The organism is Ewingella sp. CoE-038-23 (assembly GCF_040419245.1).
GTDB lineage: Bacteria > Pseudomonadota > Gammaproteobacteria > Enterobacterales > Enterobacteriaceae > Ewingella > Ewingella allii.
Window position 1 is genome coordinate 1,463,128 of the sequence record NZ_JAZHOH010000001.1, and the last position, 22,261, is coordinate 1,485,388.

General features: G+C 53.3%; 16 protein-coding genes. 9 read left to right on the plus strand and 7 right to left on the minus strand.

The annotated features are described in order from the left end of the window. Positions 1–133: 133 nt before the first annotated feature. From V2154_RS06920 to hemB, 4 genes are all read left to right on the plus strand, one after another. Positions 134–1,306 (plus strand): ROK family protein, encoded by a 1,173-nt coding sequence (locus tag V2154_RS06920; RefSeq protein ID WP_353501604.1) that lies wholly within the window; start codon positions 134–136, stop codon positions 1,304–1,306. Between the two features lie 40 nt (positions 1,307–1,346). Beyond that, positions 1,347–2,780 (plus strand): M81 family metallopeptidase, encoded by a 1,434-nt coding sequence (locus V2154_RS06925; protein WP_353501605.1) that lies wholly within the window; start codon positions 1,347–1,349, stop codon positions 2,778–2,780. A 39-nt stretch (positions 2,781–2,819) separates the two neighbouring features. Then, positions 2,820–4,658, plus strand: a complete 1,839-nt coding sequence (locus tag V2154_RS06930) for an ABC transporter ATP-binding protein (RefSeq protein WP_353501606.1) — start codon at positions 2,820–2,822, stop codon at positions 4,656–4,658. 234 nt (positions 4,659–4,892) lie between these two features. After that, positions 4,893–5,867 carry a porphobilinogen synthase gene (gene hemB, locus V2154_RS06935; RefSeq protein ID WP_034789371.1) on the plus strand — a complete coding sequence of 325 codons (975 nt, stop codon included), beginning with the start codon at positions 4,893–4,895 and terminating at the stop codon, positions 5,865–5,867. A gap of 80 nt (positions 5,868–5,947) precedes the next feature. Here hemB and V2154_RS06940 read toward each other — a convergent pair whose 3' ends face one another. The 3 genes from V2154_RS06940 to V2154_RS06950 all read right to left on the minus strand — a co-directional run bounded on the left by V2154_RS06940 (position 5,948) and on the right by V2154_RS06950 (position 10,086). After that, complete coding sequence (locus V2154_RS06940) at positions 5,948–6,967, minus strand: glycoside hydrolase family 18 protein (protein ID WP_353501607.1); 1,020 nt, start codon at positions 6,965–6,967, stop codon at positions 5,948–5,950. A gap of 45 nt (positions 6,968–7,012) precedes the next feature. Further along, on the minus strand, positions 7,013–7,678 hold the full coding sequence (locus tag V2154_RS06945) for an acyl-homoserine-lactone synthase (protein WP_353501608.1): 666 nt from the start codon (positions 7,676–7,678) through the stop codon (positions 7,013–7,015). Between the two features lie 104 nt (positions 7,679–7,782). Further along, complete coding sequence (locus tag V2154_RS06950; RefSeq protein ID WP_353501609.1) at positions 7,783–10,086, minus strand: glycosyl hydrolase family 18 protein; 2,304 nt, start codon at positions 10,084–10,086, stop codon at positions 7,783–7,785. A 288-nt stretch (positions 10,087–10,374) separates the two neighbouring features. On the opposite strand from V2154_RS06950, the gene V2154_RS06955 reads away from it, so the two are divergent. Then, positions 10,375–11,091 carry a helix-turn-helix transcriptional regulator gene (locus tag V2154_RS06955; RefSeq protein WP_353501610.1) on the plus strand — a complete coding sequence of 239 codons (717 nt, stop codon included), beginning with the start codon at positions 10,375–10,377 and terminating at the stop codon, positions 11,089–11,091. Between the two features lie 59 nt (positions 11,092–11,150). On the opposite strand, the gene V2154_RS06960 is transcribed toward V2154_RS06955, so the two are convergent. From V2154_RS06960 to dalD, 3 genes are all read right to left on the minus strand, one after another. After that, positions 11,151–12,446, minus strand: a complete 1,296-nt coding sequence (locus V2154_RS06960; RefSeq protein ID WP_353501611.1) for an MFS transporter — start codon at positions 12,444–12,446, stop codon at positions 11,151–11,153. Positions 12,447–12,523: 77 nt separating this feature from the next. Further along, complete coding sequence (xylB, locus tag V2154_RS06965) at positions 12,524–13,993, minus strand: xylulokinase (RefSeq protein WP_353501612.1); 1,470 nt, start codon at positions 13,991–13,993, stop codon at positions 12,524–12,526. Between the two features lie 10 nt (positions 13,994–14,003). Beyond that, complete coding sequence (gene dalD / locus V2154_RS06970; protein ID WP_353501613.1) at positions 14,004–15,401, minus strand: D-arabinitol 4-dehydrogenase; 1,398 nt, start codon at positions 15,399–15,401, stop codon at positions 14,004–14,006. A 207-nt stretch (positions 15,402–15,608) separates the two neighbouring features. Here dalD and V2154_RS06975 point away from each other — a divergent pair, with 207 nt between their 5' ends. Next, positions 15,609–16,553 (plus strand): sugar-binding transcriptional regulator, encoded by a 945-nt coding sequence (locus V2154_RS06975; RefSeq protein ID WP_353501614.1) that lies wholly within the window; start codon positions 15,609–15,611, stop codon positions 16,551–16,553. Positions 16,554–16,555: 2 nt separating this feature from the next. On the opposite strand, the gene V2154_RS06980 is transcribed toward V2154_RS06975, so the two are convergent. Beyond that, a complete protein-coding gene (locus V2154_RS06980) occupies positions 16,556–16,771 on the minus strand; it encodes a YgdI/YgdR family lipoprotein (RefSeq protein WP_353501615.1) in 216 nt (71 codons plus the stop codon). Between the two features lie 410 nt (positions 16,772–17,181). Here V2154_RS06980 and opgB point away from each other — a divergent pair, with 410 nt between their 5' ends. The 3 genes from opgB (at position 17,182) to V2154_RS06995 (ending at position 22,225) form a co-directional block, all read left to right on the plus strand. Beyond that, complete coding sequence (opgB, locus tag V2154_RS06985) at positions 17,182–19,482, plus strand: phosphatidylglycerol--membrane-oligosaccharide glycerophosphotransferase (RefSeq protein WP_353501616.1); 2,301 nt, start codon at positions 17,182–17,184, stop codon at positions 19,480–19,482. 165 nt (positions 19,483–19,647) lie between these two features. Beyond that, positions 19,648–20,628: a chemotaxis protein gene (locus tag V2154_RS06990; protein ID WP_353501617.1), complete on the plus strand. Its 981-nt coding sequence runs from the start codon at positions 19,648–19,650 to the stop codon at positions 20,626–20,628. A 781-nt stretch (positions 20,629–21,409) separates the two neighbouring features. Further along, entirely contained in the window at positions 21,410–22,225 is an 816-nt protein-coding gene (locus V2154_RS06995) for a LysR family transcriptional regulator (protein WP_353501618.1), read from the plus strand. The last annotated feature ends 36 nt before the right edge of the window (positions 22,226–22,261 follow it).

The window sequence follows — 22,261 nt, forward strand, 5'->3', positions numbered from 1 at the left end:
GCGTAATTAGTTCATATGAAAAACTTATGTTGAGATGTTTGGTTCAAAATGTGAACTAATTGGCATTGATATATCCATTTTTAATGTTTAATGTCAACGCAGCTGATTGAAATTTGAGAGCCCGGAAACAAATATGCTAACCACCTTACAACAACAGATATTAGGGGCTATCACCGCAACGGATGGCCTGAGCCGCACTGACCTCGTTCAGCTCTCCGGCATGAGCAAGGCTGCGGTCAGCGGGGTGGTGCGCGAGATGATTGACGCCGGACTGCTGCTCGAATCGCAAACCGTGCCGGGCGCGGGGCAGGGTCGCCCCTCGGTGCGTTTAACCGTCCACCCGGACGGCGCCTATTTCGCGGGCGTGTCGTTATTACAAGATCCGGCGCATATGGTGCTGATTAACCTGCATGGCGAGATCCTGTCGCGGGTGACATTCCCCCTCGACAATCAGCCGCAGCGGCTAGCGGATAACATCGCCACCGCGCTGCCGGAGCTGCTGGCGGCCCACGCCGACGCCGCCGACAAGCTGCTCGGGCTGGGGGTGACGCTGTCGGGCTTCATCGATGAACATCAATCCACCTGCGTGCAATCCACGCTGCTGAGCTGGCGCGACGTGCCGCTGGCCGACCTGATCCGCCAAAGCATTCACCAGCACTGCCCGACGATTAATCAGGGCGGCGGCATTGCCGTCGCCATTGAAAACGACGCCAAGGCGCTGGCGGTGAGTGAGAAACGCTTCGGTCACGCCCGCGAACTGAGCAACTTCACCCTGGTCAGCCACGGCGCGGGTATCGGTAATGCCCACTTTATCTCCGGCCAGCTGCACCGCGGTTTTCACGGCGGCGCGGGGGAGATTGCCCACTGCACCATTGAGCTGGACGGCCTGCCGTGCCGCTGCGGCAAGCGCGGTTGTCTCGACACGCTGGCCTCTCTCAACGCCATTATGGAGCGCGCTAAGGCTGAGGCTCTGGATGTCGAATCCTTGGCGGAATTGGAAAAGCTGGCGGCGCGCGGCAGTAACGCGGCAATTGGCATTTTGCATCGGGCGGGCACCGCGCTGGGCCTGGCGATTTCGCATCTGATTCAAATTAATGACCCGGACATGATCCTGATCGCCCATCAGGAACAGAGCTTCTCCGGACTGTTTGGCACCGTGGTACAGCAGTCGATAGATGCCAACGTGCTGCCGGGCGTGGCCGGGCTAACGCCGGTCAAAACCTTCGCGCTTAATGACGATACCTGGGCGCGCGCTGCGGCGAGCATCCCGGCGCACCGTTTTTTGGTCGGCCTGAAATCTTGCTGAAACGTTCACTTTCACACTCTGAATTCTGAGGTTAAACACCATGCGTATAGCAGTCGGCGGTATCCATATCGAATGCAGCACTTACAACCCGGTGCTCAACGAAGAGAAAGACTTCCGCATTACCCGCGACGGGGCGCTGCTCGCCGCGCCTTACTTCAAGTTCTTGCAGGATTACCCGGCCACCTTCTTGCCAACCATTCACGCCCGCGCTATTGCCGGTGGCCCGGTGTCTCGCGCAACCTATGAAAAATTCAAAGCCGAGTTTTTGAGTGGTTTGGAGGCGCAAAAGCCTTTTGACGGCCTCTACCTGCCGATGCACGGGGCGATGTATGTCGAAGGAATGGAAGATGCCGAAGGGGACTGGATCGCCGCGGCCCGCGAGGCGGTGGGCGACGACTGCCCGATCAGCGTTAGCTACGACCTGCACGGCAATGTGTCGCAGAAAATCATTGATGCGATTGATATGTTCTCCACCTATCGCACCGCGCCGCATATTGATACGGAAGAAACCATGCGCCGTTCGGTCGCCATGCTGATTAAAACCCTGCAAACCGGCGTCAAGCCGACCCTGCTGTGGGCACCCGTGCCCGTGGTGTTGCCGGGGGAACGCACCAGCACCGAAGATGAGCCGGCGAAAAGCCTGTATGCCCGCTTGCCGGAAATAGATCAGATTGACGGCATCTGGGACAGCTCGCTGATGGTCGGCTATGTTTGGGCCGACGAGCCGCGCGCCACGGCGGCGGTGATCATGACCGGCACTGACCAAGCCGTGCTGGAACGCGAAGCCAAAAAGCTGGCGCAGGCTTACTGGGACGCACGCGAAGAGTTCGTTTTCGGCTGTGAAACTGACACGGTGAAAGCCTGCGTGACCAAGGCGATTGCCAGCCCGACGCGCCCGGTGGTGCTTGCCGACTCCGGCGATAACCCGACCGGCGGCGGCGTGGGCGACCGTGCCGACGTGCTGGCCGAGCTGATTGCCCAATATGCCGAGGGCGTGATTGTCGCCGGTATTGCCGATTTACCGGCTACCGAAGCAGCGTTCAACGCGGGCGTGGGTTCGCGCCTCAGCCTGACGCTCGGCGCGTCGCTGGACCACTCCAGCCCACAGGTGAAAGGGGAGTTCGAGGTGGTTCTGCTGCTCGACGCACTGGCCCCGGCGGACCGTCAGGCGGTACTGCGCACTGGCGGCATTGATATCGTAGTGTCGGCGCGCCGTCGCCCGTATCACAACATTAGCGACTTCACCGCGCTGGAGCTGGCCCCCCACAGCGCCAACATCGTGGTGGTGAAATCGGGCTATCTGTCGCCGGAACTGGCGCCGATCGCCAGCCCGAACCTGATGGCGCTGTCCAACGGCGTGGTCGATCAGTTTGTCGAGCGCCTGCCGCGCCTGCGCAAAGTGCGCGACACCTTCCCGTTTGACAAAGACTTTAGCTATACGCCAGAAACATTGCTGTCAGCCCGCAGCCGTTAATCGTTGGCTTAACCTGTTTGCCCTTGCCGGAGAAAGAACATGAACGCCACTACCCCGCAACAAGCCGCCGCGCCACGCCTGCCGGTGCTGGAAGTCAAAAATCTCACCACCTCGTTTCGTGGCGAAGATGACTGGCTGCCGGTGGTGCGTGACCTGTCGTTTGAGGTCTATCCGGGGGAGACGCTGGCGATTGTGGGCGAATCCGGCTCGGGCAAAAGCGTCACTTCGCTCTCGGTGATGCGCCTGCTGAAAGCCCAGTCGAGCAAGATTGAAGGGATAGTTAACCTCAATCAGCGCAGCCTGCTGGGGCTGTCGGACAAGGCGATGCGCGACATTCGCGGCAACGAAATGGCGATGATTTTTCAGGAGCCGATGACCTCGCTCAATCCGACGTTTAGCATCGGCAGGCAGATTGCGGAAAGCCTGAAACGCCATCGCGGGATGTCGTCGAAACAGGCGCGGGCCGAGACGCTGCGCCTGCTGGAGAAGGTGCGTATTCCTAATGCGCAGGCGCGGTTTGATGAGTATCCACACCAGTTTTCCGGCGGTATGCGCCAACGGGTCATGATTGCCATGGCGCTGGCGTTAAAACCCAAACTGCTGATTGCCGATGAGCCCACTACCGCGCTGGATGTCACCATCCAAGGGCAGATCCTCGACCTGATTAAAACCTTGCAGGAAGAGGAGGGGATGGCGGTGCTGTTCATCACCCATGATATGGGCGTAGTGGCGGAAATCGCTGACCGCACGCTGGTAATGTATCGCGGCGAGTGCGTAGAAAGTGGCGAAACCGCCGAGATGTTCCATCGTCCGCAGCATCCTTATACCCGCGCCCTGCTGGCGGCGGTGCCGAAGCTTGGCTCAATGCAGGGGCGGCCTTGGCCGCTGCGTTTCCCGCAAATCGATCTGCAAACGGGCGCCTCGACCCAGCCGCTAGAAGTCGCCAATACGCCAGACAGCGGGCAGAAGCCGGTCTTGTCGGTGAAGAATCTCAGCGCGCGATTCCCGGTCTACGGTGGTTTGTTGAGCCGACAGGTGGGGGCGGTTCACGCGGTGGAAAACATCAGTTTTGATCTGTTGCAGGGGGAAACCCTGTCGCTAGTGGGCGAGTCGGGCTGTGGGAAATCTACCACCGGCCGCGCCGTCACTCGCCTGATGACCCCGCACAGCGGCGAGATCGACTTCGACGGTTTCGATGTGATGAACATTGATAAGCGCCAGATCCTGCAAATGCGCCAGCGCATTCAGATGATTTTTCAGGACCCGTTCGCCAGCCTCAACCCGCGCATGCGTATCGGCGACGCCCTCATCGAGCCGATGCTGCAACATAAGCTGCATAACCGCGCCGACGCCAAAGAGAAGGCCGCCGCGCTGCTGCACAAAGTGGGGCTGTCGCCGGACATGATGCGCCGCTTCCCGCATGAGTTTTCCGGCGGCCAGCGCCAGCGTATTTGCATCGCTCGCGCGCTGACCCTCGACCCGAAAGTGATTGTCGCCGACGAATCTGTCTCGGCGCTGGACGTGTCGGTCAAGGCGCAGGTGGTGAATTTACTGCTCGATTTGCAGGAGAGCATGAACCTTTCATATCTGTTTATTTCCCACGACATGGCGGTGGTGGAGCGGGTCAGCCATCGGGTGGCGGTGATGTATCTGGGGGAAATTGTGGAAATCGGCCCGCGCGCCGCCATCTTCGACAATCCTCAGCACGCCTATACCCGCAAGCTGATGGCTTCCGTCCCGGTGCCAGACCCGGCGCGACGCGGCCTGAAGCGCCATATGCAGGTGGAAGAGTTGAAAAGCCCGGTGCGCGACAACGGCTATGTGCCACCGATTCGCCAATATAATGAAGTGTCGAAAGGCCATTTCGTGCAGGTTTAACGCTATTTTACTGGCTATGTTGAACGCGGCGGGTGAGCTACCGCCGCGTTCAGACTGTCTCTGGCAATGCGCCGATCGCCGCCGCAAGGTTTTCTTAACATCCCCTCACGTAAAGTTAATCCTTTCCTTAAAAGTTGTTATAAAATAGCGCTCTCGCTTTCGACGAGTTCCCTCGTCAGACTTGGTATGCGAACTACATTCAAAACGCAACAGGTTAATTTCTTAGGAGTTTTCATGTCTAACCAGTTCCCAAACTCACGCCTTCGCCGCCTGAGACAGTCCGATTCCATGCGCGCTCTTTTTCAGGAAACCGAATTTAGCGTGAATGACTTGGTACTGCCGATTTTCGTAGAGGAAGAGACATCTGAATACGTGCCGATCGAAGCCATGCCTGGTGTGATGCGTATCCCTGAATCCCGCCTGGCGTTTGAAATTGAACGCTATGCCCGCGCCGGTATTCGCTCGGTGATGACCTTTGGTATCTCCAAACATATGGATGCCACCGGCAGCGATACCTGGAATGAAAACGGTCTGGTGGCGCGCATGGCGCGTATTTGTAAAGACACCGTGCCGGAAATGATCGTGATGTCCGACACCTGTTTCTGTGAATACACCTCCCACGGCCACTGCGGCGTGCTGCATGACCACGGCGTCGACAACGACGCCACGCTGAAAAACCTCGGCAAGCAGGCCGTGGTGGCCGCCGCCGCCGGGGCTGATTTCATCGCGCCTTCTGCGGCTCAGGACGGCCAAGTACAAGCCATCCGCAGCGCACTGGACGAAGCGGGTTTTATCGACACCTCCATCATGGCGTACTCCACTAAGTTTGCTTCTTCTCTTTATGGGCCATTCCGCGAGGCGGGCGGCAGCGTTTTGAAAGGCAACCGCAAGCAGTACCAGATGAACCCAATGAACCGCCGCGAAGCCGTGCGCGAATCGCTGATGGATGAGCAAGAGGGCGCTGATGCGCTGATGGTGAAACCTGCCGGTGCTTACCTCGACGTGATCCGCGATATCCGCGAAGCATCGCGCTTACCTTTGGCGGCGTATCAGGTCAGTGGTGAATACGCGATGATCAAATTCGCTGCGCAGGCCGGTGCCATTGACGAGCGCGCCGTGGTGCGTGAAAGCTTAGGTGCCATTAAACGCGCCGGTGCCGATATCATCCTGACCTACTTCGCGATGGATATTGCTGAAAACGGTCTCTAATCGCTTGAGTCGTTAGCAAGAAAAGCCGGGCTTTGATGCCCGGCTTTTTTATCCGTTAAACACAGCGAATATCAGTCAGGTCATTCGCAACGGCGGTTTTTTGTTGCCGGGTGCAATTGATAATAAGCGCGACCATAGGGCTTACTATTATTAGTCGGCGGTGTAGCCACCTTCAGCCCGGAAACAAACAGTTGCGAATATTCACCTGAAACCCTCTGTTCCGGGTTACTGCTGGTTTCGAGATCGACATAGGTATAGCTCGATGGGTTATCTCGGTTAAATGACCAGATACCAATAAAGCTCAGTGGAGTGAGTTTGGCAAAGCGAGTTAGCGTATTGACATCGTCGAGCTTGAACATACTGGCATCATCGTTAAGTCCAATCATCGGCGTGATTGCTACCTTGCTTAATCGTTCTTTTTCAGTGAGATCGGGATAAAGCGGGGCAATCTGCGCACTGATGCTCAGGGCCGCGTCGACCGCTGCCTTACCCATGTCAGTTTGGGTCGAAGGGTCATTATCGGGATCGCCATAGTCCATTGCCATACCGTTTACGCTGAATTCAAAACCGGCATCTTTCGCCAGTTTGAGAATCGCGACGCCACTTGGATTCAAACCCGTAGGCATGGTTGGGAGGGTGAAACTGATTGCCACGTCGGGTTTGCGGCTGGCGACATTCTTCAGTGCAGCACAGATCTTCACGGCATCGAACAGGCCATTTTCCAAATCAAAGTCCAGCCCTTTGGCTTCGTAGAGTTCAATGGTGGTGATATAGATCTCTTCGAGTTCAGTAATGGAGAAATGGGTTGAGATATCAGAGTTAGAAGCCCCGCCAAATGAAATGATAACCGACAGCCCCGCGCTGTTTAGCTCTTGCGCCAGAGGGAGCGCCCAGTCTAAAGGCATGGCAGAACTGGCTGCCCAGCATGGCGTATTGGTTTCGGGATTTAGTGTGATAAAACCAAAAATCAATCCATCAATTTTCCATCTTAGCGCCCGCTCGTAATAGATTGGATTTGGGCGGCCCTGCGGATAATTTTGCCAGTCGCTCCATTGTGCATTAATCGTGACATCAATATAGGGGGTATATGAATTAGGCATAATAAATTCCTCGCATATGGTATTAGGTCTATTTTAAAAATGGGATCACAGAGTTTTATTAAATAGTGCATTATAAGTTTTAGTATTAATATTCATAAAAATAACCGTGGTATCGGTTTTGCCAATACGAATAACTTCGCCAACCCGATTAATGGAAATACCCTGAATCAAGAGCATTCTTTCAATGGCGGTGGTGGTGACAAAGACATAACGCGAAATATCATTGTGCTGAGCGTACATCACCAAATTGCGTAATAAGCGAATAACGGATTGCGAAAAGCCGTAACTTTTTGAGTCGGCATTTTTTTCAAATGAGAAGCGGGAAAGCTCGCAGACGCTGTCAGAGCTGGGCATTGGCTGCTCGCTTTGCCAAAGGTAGGGGAAGATTTCACTGAGCATATAGGGGCTGGTGGTCGGCAATAGCCTGACGCAGCCTTTAACATTATTATTAATGTCAGTGGTAACAATATATTGGGTTTGGTCATTGTCGAACTGATCGATTTCTAAATCATCAATGCTCGATACATCCCATTTGAGTCGTTGTTTAAATACGCGATGGCGTAAACCAAACATCGATAATAAGAGTTCTTGATTTTCCATTCCCCCAGAAATACAGCCATACAAAGAAGGGGGTGGAATATCTTTATTAAGGGTCTGGTGGCTGAGAGGAATAATCGTTCTCGCCAGCGGAATAATATCTGCTGTGCTCATGGTTAATTCTCATCATTTAAAGAGGAGTGCCTGCCGTAGCGGGGACTCATTTTTACCAGGAAAAACTGGGGAACAGAATGTTCCCCAGATGGAGTGTGACTTACTTACTTGTTATTACCCGGATTGCGGCCGCGTGGTGCGCAGGCTCTGCGAGACGGGCTGTTTGGCTGGCCGTCAGTTGGGTTAGCACCCAACTTGAGCCATGGTTCACCACCAGCCGAGTCTTCAGTGCCAGGCTCAGTGCCCTGCGTCCACCATTTCGCCACATAGTTGCTGCCTTTCCAGCTCACATGGTCGCCTTGGTTATACACAGCATTAGCATCCCATTGTGGGTAAGCGGAAGCGGGTTTCACAGTGACATCGTAAGATGCCGTGCTGGTCAGCCCACCCACGTCAGTGACGGTCAGTTTGAAGGTCAACTTCTCGTCAGCCAGCACCGATGGTGCGATATAATTCAGCGTGCTGCCGGTTACTGAAGTCGCCTTGACGTTAGCCGGTAGCGTCCAGAAGTAGCTTAATGGCTGGCCTTCTGGGTCAGACGATTTAGTCCCGCTCAGAGTACCTGAAGCGCCACTGTTAACGGTCTGGTTGCCAGAGACAGAAGCCACTGGTGGCTGGTTTGCTCCACCAACAACGGTGAAGGTATAGCTGCTTGTACCGGTTTTGCTGCCGTCGGACACGGTCAGTGAAACGGTGTAGCTGCTTTGGAAGCCCGTTTGCGGAACTTTTGCATAAATGATCGGGTCTGTCAGCCTACCCCTGAATTCCAGACCGGCTGGCACGCTCCACTGATAAGTGATGGGATCACCCTCTGGGTCGAAGGAATGAGTTCCATCAAAGGTCAACTCGGTCGCTGGTAAGACCGGGCTTTTCGGCCCTTCGATTTGCGCGACAGGGGCGCGGTCAACCGGATCTGGCGAGGTGTTGATGCCTTTGAAGTAGAACGGCGACATATCAATTTTTTGCGTGATAATCGGCGAGCCCAGACCTTCGCGAGCTGCGTTGACCAGCAAACCGTTGTCCTGATCGGCAGTCCAGGTAAACACGCCGCCCAGCCCTCTATTGCGTGCATAAGCCGCTTTAGCTTTGACTGAACGTGGTGTATCCAAGGACAGGAACAGCTTAGACGTTGAGCTATACAGGTAATCCGCATCAGCCACTTCATCGGTATAGAGGTCAAAGCCGTTTTTACCTTTTTGCGCTTCTAAATCGAGGTAGTTGTTGATGATGTCATACCATTCGGTACTGCCAGACTCGAAAGTCCCCGTGGTGGTAGCCGCGCCCGGCTCATAGGTGCCGACCAGTGGAGAAAGTTGCGAGATAGAGGCATTGCGGGCGTTACGGGTGTAACCGGCATAGCCGATATTGATATTGCTTTGCTGAACACCCAGACCAATCAGGAAGTCCACGGCTGCGTCGGTGCCATAGGTGGTGGCTTCGGTTTTGTGCAGGTTAGTGTGGTGGTTCAACGCCGGAGCCCAAGGGGTGCCGAAGAAGTCATAAGTCATCAGGTTGATGCCGTTAAGACCTGCATCCAATAAGCCCGGAATGTCCGATTTTGCCAGAATGGCCGGATCCGCGGATGACGCGATACTGATCTTGGTATTCGGCAGACCCGCATTATTGAAGGCGTTGCGTAACTCTCTGATCAAATGCACGTAGTAGACGCTATCGTCTTCAGCATATGGGTTGTTGTTACCCGGCGCACCTGGGTATTCCCAGTCGATATCCACTTCAGAGAACATTGGGAAACGTTTAAAGATATCCACAATGCTGGATGTGAAGCGTACACGCTGGATTGGATCGCGAGCCATGTTGTAGAAACCATTACTCATGGTCCAGCCACCGACGCTGAAGGAGAGCACCAGATCATGGCCTTCGGCTTTGGCGCGTTTTTGCAGATCACGTAGACCACCGAGCACACCCTGAACTTTCTCCTGCTGGAAATCGGCAGGCATGGTGACATCTAGGTAGCTTGGAAAGCCGTTGTTAACGAAAGTCTGGGTATCGCCCCACACGTCAAGGAAAGTGACAGAGCCGTCCTGGTCATGCAGACCGAAGGCCGCGGCGCCATTAGCGATCGCGGTGGATTTCTCGCCCAGGTCGCCGAGAATACCAACGAAACCGATGATCAGTTTGTCGAAAGCCGTCGGTGCGACCAATGCAAGGTCAACGCCACGGCCCCGGTCAGCGGGTTGCTGGCTGCCTTGCAGACGGCCGTCATACTGCGACCAGTCTGTGTAGTAACCAAATACCTTAGGACGACCGGCGTTGTTGTACTTGTTGTACACCGGCTTAGCTACGCGGGCAGAGGTATAGCTGTATTTCTCTGTAGAAGTAGCGGGATCAAAACCATCGATGCGGTAGGATTCTTCTGTAGCAGCATCAGGTTTAATGATATTTGACATAAGTATTCCTTACATTTCGCTAAGAGATTAAGTTTCTATACCGAATAAAAATTCGGCTATAGAACCCGTTGAGATATTCCAGACTTCGAGAATGAGTTTGGACTCAATTAATATTTATGCAAATTAGCGATATTTTACTTAATCTTTATTGCTCATGGACTTATAGATAATAAAGAAAAAAAGTGATCAAACCTGACAGTTATTGCAGGTTCCTGAATGTGGAATAATTGACAGTTCCCTTAAGCTTTCTATAATCACAGCACGGCTCACCTTATGCGTGGTTAGAATATGATCAAAAGTGAGGATGTATATACTAAGTTTACCGATCTCAATTACCTGGTCGATGACCAAATAAAAATCAAACTTGATAGGTGGATTTACTCAATAAAATTCGATAGTTATGCCTATGTTATCGTGCCCACTACCGGCTTCGATGACCTCTTTATACTGGAGGGTTTTAATGCGGAATGGAGGCGGCAATATATAGAGTATGGCTTTAACAAAATCGACCCAATTATTAATAAAGCACAGCACTACCAGTCACCTAATATTTGGACAAGCATCGACTTATCTTTAGATGACCAATTTTTGAATTGCGCAAGAATACACGGCATTCGTTATGGCTATTCAATATCATTACCCTTGAACGAGAAATATATTGGCGTGCTAAGCGTGGTCCGAAAAGATGATTATTTTATTTCCAATAAGGACTCGATAAGTATTATTGGCATGATGTCTATTTATCTACAGGAGTTTAATAATTGTGCAGCAAAACACTTTAATAAGTCTAATGAAGAGCGGATTGTTTTACCTTCGTTAACCAGCCGAGAGCAGGAGTGCCTGCACTGGCTGGCCGAAGGGAAGACCAGTTGGGAAATCAGCCGAATCCTCTCCATCTCGGAAAGAACGGCGGTTTTCCACATTAATAACTGCATGTTGAAATTGGGGGCGAAGAACCGGGTGCAGGCGATCATGAAGGCGGTGAGGGCAAATGTGTTGAAGTGAAAGGATGAAAAAAGCGACATCAACAGATGCCGCTGCGCGACGAGCTCGGCGTTTTGCGCCTAACGGGTTGGTCGCTGTAGTAGGTTCGGGTCCAGCACCACGCGGCTCGCCGCTTTGGACGGATGCCCCGGCTGTTCCACTCTGACCATCAGGGTTAACACCGCAGCAATCAGGTAGAGTGCGGTATACACCCACACCACGCCGACAATATCAAAGAACGGCAGAATGATTGAAGCAATGGCGGGCGCCACAAAGTTACTTAGCCCGGCAGACAGGTTATAAATCGAAATGGCCGCGCCTTTATGGTTAGGCTCCAGCACCGGGAAAACGGCGGTCATGGGCACAAAGGCGGCGACGGTAATGCCTAACATCACGGCAGGGACTAGCGCGACCCAGAAATTATGCCCGGCATAGACCGGCAGATAGTAGAAGGCCAGGCTGGAGATTGCACAGCCAATACAGCCAAACCATCGCACCTGACGCAGCCAGCCAATTTTCTCGCCTAAAATTCCCCACATTACGTTCGTAAAAATCGTCACGAAGAAGAACACCGCCCAGATCTGTAGCCACTCCGACATGCTAAACCCAAGGCGGCCGACGAACAGCATCGGCATGATCACCGCGAAGCCAAACAGCGAAATGGTATTAATGATGCGAATCAGGCAGGAGAGGAAAATATTGCGATTGGTGAACAGAATGGTCACCGCGCGGCTGAGTTCGCCGAGTTTCTCTTTCGGGCTGAGATGGGCTTTACTGCTGGGTTTACCGACTTTTCGCAGCAGCGTCATCGCCATAATTCCGCCCACCGTCACCCAGGCAATAGCGAACCACAGCGTGCCGGTTTCGCCCATAAACGGAATGGTAAAGCTCGGCAGATAGCTCCCTACGCAGCCAATGCCGATGGAGTACATGGCCCAGAACCAGCCCATGGCGGAAGAAAGATTCTGCTTGGGCACGGTTTGCACCACCAACATGACGAACGAGTAGATAAACAGCGGGTAAGCCAGCCCGCGAATGCCGTAGAACAGCAGCATCAGCGGGTAATTCTTCATACCCAGCCCGAACAGCATAAACAGCGTGTGCATCACTATCCACAGGATGAAACCGATGCGCATGGCTTTCTGCGGCGTGATGATCTCCGCCACCACGCCGGAACTCCAGGCCGCCAATGCCGCCGCCAGTCCGTAAACCGTGAACACCACGGCGGATTGCGAGGCGCTGAAGCCCATGTCGATGATGTGTTTAGACAGAAAAGCCATTTCGAAGCCGTCACCGCTCATGAAAATGGCGATAGCGATGTAGCCCCAGAGCAGGTTCTTTGGTAAACCGAACCAGTGGGTTGCGTGTTTTTGCATGTCGAACTCCTGTGCTGCGTCGCCGCAGCGGCTGGTGAGTAGGGGCAGAGATGGGGCGCTTAGGCGCCCTCGGGGTGTTATTTTTGGGCGGTTCTCAGCGCGACCTGTTGCTGGTAAAGCTGCCGGTAGGTCTGCAATCGCTCGCGCAGCATGTCGCGGTTTTCGGCCTGCGGCTGGAAGCGGCGGGCGATCTCCGGCTTGCGGCACGCCTCGGCGACATCTCCTCCGGCAGCCAGCCAGCCCAGACGCGCCGCGCCCAGCGCGCCTCCGGCTTCCCCGCCGGAATGGGTGACAATCGGCAGGTCCAGCGCGTCACTGACCAACTGCGCCCAGCGATCGCTGCGCGCACCGCCGCCGACCAGCGAGCATTGTTGCAACTGAGTTCCTGCCTGTTGCATCACCGCCAGCCCGTCGGCCATGCCGAAAGCTACCCCTTCGAGCACCGAATATCCCAGCGTGGCGCGATCCGTGCTGTGGGTCATGCCGTGGAAAACGCCGGTGGCCTGTGGGTCGTTGTGCGGCGTTCTTTCGCCGGACAAGTAGGGCAGAAACAGCGGAGCCTGACGCTGCTGGGCCGGGCTAAGCTGGGTAATTTCCGCCAATAAGGTGGTTTCATTGCTGCCAATCAGCGTGCAGTACCAGCGCAGCGCGCTGGCGGCGGTCAGCATCACGCTCATCTGGTGCCAGCTGTTGGGCAAGGCGTGACAGAAGGCGTGCAGGGCCGATTGCGGGTTGGGCCGGAAACGGTCATTTACCGCAAACAGCACGCCAGAGGTGCCGAGAGAAATAAAGGCGTCACCCGGCGTGACGGCGCCAATACCCACCGCGCTGGCGGCATTATCGCCACCGCCGCCGGCAATGATCACGTCATCGCGCAGGCCCCAGGCGCGGGCAATATCGTTTTTCAGCGTGGCGCTGATTTCGCTGCCTTCCACCAGTCGCGGCATCTGATCGCGGCTCAAACCACAGGCCGCCAGCAGGGAGTCTGACCAGTCGCGCCTGGCGACATCCAGCCACAGGGTGCCAGCGGCGTCTGACATCTCCGACACCTTCTCGCCGCTCATCATCCAGCGCAGATAGTCTTTCGGCAGCAGCACGGAGGCGGTTTGCTCGAAAATCTGCGGCTCGTGGCGGGCGACCCACAGCAGCTTCGGCGCGGTAAAGCCGGGCATGGCCAGATTCCCCGCCACCTTAAGCAGTTCGGGGGCCGCCTGAGTCAGCTGCTCGCACTGCGCCGCGCTGCGGGTGTCATTCCACAAAATGGCCGGGCGCAAAACCCGCCCGTCGCGGCTGAGCAGCACCGCGCCGTGCATCTGGCCCGACAGGCCGATGGCGCGGATCTCCGCCCACTGCTGTGGCACTTTTTGCCGCAGACGACCCACCGCGCGCTGGGTTGCCTGCCACCAATCGTCGGGGTTTTGCTCCGCCCAGTGCGGCTGCGGGCGGCTGATTTCCAGCGGCTCACCGGCGCTGGCCAGCAGGTGGCCGTCGGCATCAATCACCACGGCTTTGATTTCTGACGTGCCTAAATCCAGTCCGAGATACATCGCTTTCCCCCTAGGCGCGCTTGGCGTCGGTCAGCCACTGGTTAACCCGCGATACCGACTGGCGCAGCAGATCCGCGAATTCAGTTTTACCGGCGAGGCTGCCAAACAGCTTGTCGTCGGCGGCAAAGCGGGCCAGCGGATCGGCGCTGTCGAACAGGGCGTGAACCGCCGCTGCGTCCAGAATGCCGTCCTGATACTCATAGGGCAGGCGACCTAAATGCCATTGCTGCATATAGACAAAGAACAGGGCGGGAAGCGCGGCGGTGGCGCGCGGCGTCTGCCCGCGCTGATAGCACTCTTGCAGCGTTGGGGCGATAAAGCCGGGGATTTTCGAGAAGCCGTCGGCGGCCACGCGCTGATTGGTGTCCTGAATATACGGGTTACTAAAGCGCTCCAGCACCACGTCGCGGTAGGCTTCAAGGTCAAGCGGGCTTGGCGTCAGGGAAGGGATCACATCTTCGGTCACATAGTCATAAGCCATCTGGCTAATAGCCTCGGTGCGGGTGCTTTCGTCAATAAAGCTTTGCCCCAACAGGGTCCCGGCCCAGGCAATACAGCTGTGGCTGGCATTAAGAATGCGAATTTTAGCTTCTTCATAAGGCAGAACTGACTCGACCATTTCGACGCCAACCTGCTCAAGCGGCGGGCGTCCGGCAATGAAATCATCCTCAACCACCCACTGGATAAAGGCTTCACCCATTACCGGCGCGCGGTCTTTGATGCCGGTGGCCTGCTCGACGCGAACGGCCACTTCGGGCGACGGGCGCGGGGTGATGCGATCCACCATGGTGTTCGGGCTGCGGGTATTTTTCGTCACCCAGTCGAGGGTGCTCTGCTGCTGGCGCAGGGTTAAAAACTGCAACAAACCACTGTGGAATCGGTCGCCGTTGTGGCGCAGGTTGTCGCAGTTCAGCAAGGTCACTGGGCCGCCGTCATTGGCGATGCGTCGCGCCAGAATGTGGCTGATGGCGCCGTAAATGGTGCGGCAGCCGCCGTTGAGATCGGCCTGCACGTCGGCATTGCTTTGGTCCAGATTGAACTGGTTATCGAGGTAATAACCAGCCTCGGTCACAGTAAAGGAGATCACTTTGGTGTGCGAATCGGCCCCCTGAGCAATCAGCGCTGCTAGCTCGTTATCCCACGGGATGATTTTTTGAATCGAGGTGATGGTTTCGTATTCTCGCTCACCCTGCGGGGTCACGGTTTCCAGCACATATTGGCCGTTTTGGGCTTGCAGAGCCTCGAGCAGAGGCACGCCGTCTTGGCGAATATTGCCCAGCGCGATTGACCACTCTCTATGGCCTTCTACCAGCAAACGGTGCAGATACCATGCCTGATGCGCACGGTGGAATGAGCCGCTGCCGATATGCAGCCAGACGGAGGGGGTTGGGGTCAGTGAGGTGTTCATAGGATCTCCACTCGGGTTAGTCTTCGGATTTTTGGGCTTAAGCTCTTTTATTGGGCTTTTGCTCGAATAAAAGTAGCTTAATAGAACATTTGCCCTGCAAGTGGGCTTAAGCTCACACTTTCCGATCTTGGGAGAATTTTGCTGTCACGGCGGGGTGTAAATGGCGATAACATGGTGGAAGTGAAATTAGCGAGTCGGGAAGTACGCATGAATAAGAGTGACAAGAAGCTGGATCTGGCTGCGCGGGCGGCGTGGATGTACTACGTGGCGGGGCAGACGCAGAATGAAATTGCCGACGCGCTGGGCGTTTCTCGCCAGGTGGCCCAGCGTCTGGTAGCCAGCGCGCTGGATAACGGGCTGGTCAGCGTACATATTTCCCACTCAGTGGGGCGCTGCATGGAGTTAGCCGCACAGCTGAAAAAACGTTTTGGTCTGGGGGTTTGCCAAGTGGTGCCGGGGCAGGGAATGAGCGATGCAGGCATCAGCCACGCCATTGCCGTCGCTGGCGCGGAGGTGATGATGCAGTATATCAAACAGGAACAGCCGATGATTATCGGCGTCGGCTCGGGGCGCAGCCTGAAGGCCGCCATCGACGAACTGGCCGATGTAGAACGCCCGCAGCACAGCAGCGTGTCGCTGATTGGCGCCATTGCCTCGGACGGTTCCTGTACCCGCTACGACGTGCCGTTGCTGATGGCGCAGAAAACACAGGGGCGCTATTTTATTCTGCCCGCGCCGCTGTTTGCCGATGGCGAAGATGACCGCGCCGTCTGGTGCAATCACCGGATTTATCGCACCGTGAGCGAAAAAGCCAGTCAGGCCGATGTGACCTTTATTGGCATCGGGACTATCGAGCCGGGCTGTCCGTTGCACAAAGATGGCTTTATTAGCGAGCAGGACGTCGAGCGTTTAATGGCGAAAAATGCCGTGGCGGAAGTGCTGGGCCACTTTATGGGGCCGGAGGGGGAGCGCGTTGAGAGTGAACTGAATGCCCGTTTAACCAGCGTCGGCCCCACGCCCCATGATGATAAACCGGTCATTGCCCTTGCTGGCGGAAGTGCCAAGCATCTTGCCATTCGCGCCGCGCTAAATGGCAAGTGGATCAACGGCTTGGTCACGGATGAGGCCTGTGCCGAGTGGCTGATGTACTAAACTTATTTCTTGCTGATATCGGCGATATCGTTGGTGTTCATCAAATGGTAATCGCCGTTTAAATCGATGTAGCTGGTCATGCCGCTGTCGCGGTCTTTGTCCGGCTCGCCGTGACTGAGAATAGAATCCCCGGCTTTGGTGCTTATTACGTAATCACTGGTGCAGCCAGAAAGCGCCATCGCCAGCAAACCGACTGCTAAAAAAGCACGTTTTTTCATCAATTACGTTGTCCTGTTCAAATATCGTGATGACTTCGCGACTTAAAATACCCGATAGCGTACTCAGGCGCACCCTCTTGCAGCGTTTAACCCCCAATTCACACCAAAATAATCACCCATGAGAATTAGCTGAAAAGCGCGCCATTGCTGGTGATACGCACGATTTGATTTGTCTAGGGTGAATGTTTCAGTAAGATTAAACGAAGGTTAACTTTTTGTTGAAAACGGGCGATACAGATCACGTTTTGGGCAAATATTCTCGCTTTCTCCCCTTAACTTGACCTCAGGCAGCAAACAGGCGTTGACCCTGTTGATTTTATTACGCTATATAGCGCATCCCCCGTATTTTTCGGCCCTGCGCTTGGCAGGCAAAACATCTTTTTATTACCTCTAAGTTTCAGGGCGCAGCAATGGTCACAGATTTCATTTCATTCTTTTTATTTGTCTCGTCCATTTTCTTATATGTGCGACGCGCATCCGCGGGCCGTATTTGGTTCTCTTTGCTGCTGTTTTTCCTGACGCTTTACGTGGTTCTTAATTTGGTGCTGATTGGCAGTAACTATTTTACCGGCGACGGCATTACCGACGCGGTGCTTTATACCGTGACCAGCAGCCTAAAAGGGGCAGGGCTGAGCAAATATATTCTGCCATTCGCCGGGCTGGTGGTGGCGCTGGTGGTCATTGTTTCACTGCTGGTCTGGTGTCTGAAAAAGCGCCGCGCCAGTAACAGTAGTTGGGTATATAGCGTGTTTGCCGTGGTGCTGGCGGTGTTCTCCGTGGGATCTACTCAGGCATTCCAGAACATTTCCCGTCTGGTGAAAACCCAAATGAATGGCGATACCGCCGACTTTGACACCTATTACAAAGTGCCGCAGAAGGTGATTAAGGGTAAGAAGCCGAATCTGGTCTATATCTTTGGCGAGAGCCTGGAGCGCACCTATTTTGATGAGCAGACCTTCCCCGGCCTGACCACTGAGCTTGCTAAACATAAAGATGCCAGCATCGATTTTACCGGCACGCGGCAGGTGCCAGGCACCGGATACACCATCGCGGGGATGGTTGCGTCGCTGTGCGGCATCCCGCTGTTTGCGCCTTTTGATGGCAACGCCTCAAGCGCGCTGTCGACCTTCTATCCGGAAAATGTCTGTCTGGGCGACGTGCTGAAAGGCGCGGGTTATCAGAACTATTTTTATCAGGGCGCGGAGCTGGCTTTTGCCGGAAAGGGCACTTTCTTGAAGTCGCACGGCTTCGATAACTTGTATGGTTACAACGAGTTGCGCAGCACGGTCAAAGACCCGGCCTATAAGAATGACTGGGGCTGGTACGACGACACCTTATTGGATGAAGCCTACAAGAAATTCGTCGAACTGAGCAAGGCGGGCCAGCCTTTCTCCCTGTTCGCGCTCACCGTGGATACCCACCACCCCGACGGTTTTATCTCGCGCGGCTGTACCAAAAAAGAGTATCTGGTGAACAATAAGGATAACCGTTCGCTCAGCGCGGTGGCCTGTAGCCAGCAGCTGGTGGCGGCGTTTATCGATAAAATTAAAGCCTCCGGTTACTACGACAACACTATTATCGTGGTGAGTTCAGACCATTTGGCGATGAACAACACGGCGTACAGTATGCTCACCAAGAAAAATCGCAAAGACCTGTTCTTTGTGATGGATGGTCGTAACCCGCAGGCTGAGCTGAACAATGTGAAACGCAGCACCATTGATAATGGCGCGACGGTGCTGGATCTGATGGGTGGCGATAACTTTATTGGACTGGGGCGCAGCGGCCTGTCGAGCACTTCGCTGGCTACGCAGTTTATGAATATCGACGAGAAGATTGAAGGCTGGAAGCCTGCGGTCATCAAACAGTGGGGCTTCCCGAATCGCATCAGTAAATACAGCATAGATAATAAAGCCAACACCTTTACCTTCTCCGGTATGACCATTAAAGCGCCGTTTATCCTCAAAGTCGGGGTCAATAAAGTGGAGCCGATGTTTGACGTCTATCTCTCCACGCCGCTGAAAAAGCAGCTGGCTTCGTTAACCATGGGCGATAACTTCGTCTGGGTAGATAAGTGTTATGAGATGGGGCGCGTGTGGGCACCGGAGCTATCACTGAATACCGGACTTTGCGTCGCTTCGGGCAATCTGGCGTCAAAACCGCAGATCGTGCAGGCCAGCGGCGCGGTCTATAAAGGCAAGGTGGATTTTGAGCAGACCTCGGGCAGCCAGCAGGTGTATCAGAGCACGGTAGACCAGCTCAATATTGATGACGACGCCACCAAATATCAGTCTCAGGCTATCGTCTTTATGCTCCCCGGCCTGCCACAGCAGGTGCGAGCCATCAGTGGCATTTCCAATGTCGAAGAGTGGGGGCGCTGGTCAGATGCTAATTTGGCTCCGGCGGTGAAAATCGATTATGTTGATCCTCTCCCGGCCAGCTTCAATCTGGTACTGCGCGCCCGAGCCTATGGCAACAACATCGGCAAGCCAATCTCGGTAAAAGTGGGGGACGAAGAACAGTTTGTGACCTTTAACGCGCAGGACGACACCGTGACCCTGCCTTTCACCAATCCGGGCAATGCGCAGAGCATCGTCATTACGCCGCCATCGCCTACTGAGCCAACCGAAGGCACCAGCAGCGGTTTTGAGCCGAAAAAGTTGGGCATAGGCTTAGTCTCGCTGACGGTGGAAGATCGAGATACTCAGTCCTAATTTGCCGCAGTAAAATATCCGCGCCACGTCACAAAAAGCCCGCATTAGCGGGCTTTTCTTATGTTCGAGCCTAAGTATTTTATGCCGATGGTCGATAACCCAATTAAGCCAGCGACCCTTGCGTCGCTAATAGCGCCTCGCTCAGCATTCTCTCTTGGGGAAGACATGGATAATTTTCAGAAAGAAATCGACGAGAGAACCAATCTCACCTCATCAAACCGTTTTGAATTGTTGCTGTTCCGCTTGGGGAATTCTCATGACGACGGGCAGTCTGAACTCTATGGCATTAACGTGTTCAAATTACGGGAAATTGTGGTCATGCCGCCGTTGACCAAGGCGGCGGGGATGGCCTCACCCATGATGGGTATGGCGAATATTCGCGGGGAAATTATTCCGGTGATTGATCTTCCGGCGGTGGTGGGCTGTGAGCCAAAAACCGGGCTGAATATCCTGCTAGTGACTGAATATGCCCGCAGTACGCAAGCTTTTGCGGTGGAGTCGGTGGATGACATTGTGCGCCTCGACTGGAGCCAGGTGCTGGCGGCAGAAGCTGGTGTGAAGAGCCGCAACATCACCAGCATTGCGCGTCTGGATAACGATAAATCCAGTAACCGCCTGGCGTTGGTATTAGATGTCGAGCAAATCCTTTACGACATTATTCCCCCCGACCGTAATACCAAAATTGATGCTAAAAAAACCAAAGCGTTTGCGTTAGAGCCGGGTGCGGTAGCCATTGTCGCTGAAGACTCTAAAGTCGCACGCTCGATGCTTCAGCACGGTCTCGACAGCATGAAAGTGCCCAGCGTGATGCACGTAACCGGGCTTGAAGCATGGAATAACATCAAAAAGATCGCCGAACAGGCCAAGGCTGAAGGACGGCCAATTTCCGACAAAATCGCCTTTGTGCTTACCGATCTGGAGATGCCCGAAATGGATGGCTTCACGCTGACCTTAAATATCAAGCGTGATGAATTCCTGAAAAATATCCCGGTCATCATTCACTCCTCGCTTTCCGGTAGCGCCAATGAAGATCACGTGCGCAAAGTGGGTGCCGACGGTTACGTTGCGAAATTTGAAATAAATGAATTGGAAGCCGCCATTCATAAGGCTCTGGATGGCAAAAAAACGGGGGCACTGAGTAAGTAAATTCCCTCCCTGGCCAGTGCTAACTCCTAGTCTGTTAACGCTGGCCGATCAGATGACTTATCAAAAGTTAATTCCCTTTCTTATTGGTTTAAAAATCAGCTTATTCAACTCCGAACTTGCCACTTATTATTTCAATAACACTCTTCTTAACAACAAAAAATCACCTTGGCACTTAGAATAAATAAATATTATCTAGCAATATTTTATATTGCTACCTGTCATATTTACATTGCGCAGGATCTATATAAATCAGGATGTTCATTATTTGGTTTGCCTTGTCTAAAAAATGGTTTGATATATATGTTGATTTTTATTTAGTACGTTATTTTAATCCATGTACAACAATCTAGACAGTTATTCTTGAAACTTTACACTGTAAAATATATCGCTAACTCCACATTGGGCATATATTGCTCTTGTTAAATCGTTATTATTGTATCTAATTATGAGCGCCTAAGCATGGCGAAGGCTTTGTCACACCTTTACTTTTTCAGGTAGATAGCGATATAGACCTGCGTATTAGTACAACATTTACTCTACGGCAATAAGAATGTTAGAGAATGTTTAAATACCTATTGTAAGTAATTAATGAGCAATTAGAGCATGTATGTTTATTCTTTTAAAATCATCACGATTATCACGCGAAGGCATGATAACTATTTTTTGGTCAGAGATGACTAAACTTTGCACCTTGAAAAAAACAAACTTAGCTACATTTAATTAACTACGAAATGGGACATAAACTATGGGGTTATTCACATCTATCAAAATGAAGTATTTCATGACTATCATTGAGGAAGGTAGTGTCGCAAAGGCCTGCGAAAAGCTTCATTTGACACGAACGCCGGTGAGTAAAGTCATCGCAGACATTGAAAGCTCAATCAACATGCAGCTTTTCACCAGAAACAGCACCGGACTTCAACCTAACAGCCATGGAATCAAGCTGTATGAAGAACTGCTGCCTATTTACCATCAACTGATTGATGTTGAGCGCTCATATATTAATAATAAGCAGAGAGAAATTGTAAAAATCTTAATAGATGACAGCGTACCTCCACTGGTCTCGAGTTTTGTCGCCAACTACCTTTCATTTAACTCCCATAGCGTTGATATTAAATATAAAGATATCTTTTCCGATGAGGGCTACGATTTCTCCTTAGGTCGCTATGACTTAATCCTGACGGCAAAAAAATTCCCAGAGGCTTATCCCATTTTTGACTCGACTACCTTTAGTATTAGCGCCACGATACCAGAGCGTTTAGCCCGCGACGTTTTAAAGAGTGGACCAGTGAATCTCTATTGCATCGGGGCTAATGGACAGGCTATTTACAACGATGAGCATTTCAGTTGGCTTTCTCAAGAGAATTGCATAGAGAGTGCAGAAACTGATGTAAGTAACATGTTGCTGAAAATGTCCCGTGGACAAGGTATCGCTATCATGCCTGAGGCGATGGCCAAGGTGTACTATATTCCGCGAGCGGAAGTTGTGCGGCTTGTTAATGGGAGTCTTCCTATTTACCATTATTCCAGTTTGAAAAGTAACAGGATTAGAGAGGTGAGCAACACCATAAATAATCTCACTGAGACAAATTCTTAGTATGTTATAAGGATATTTTACTTCGCATACTATGAA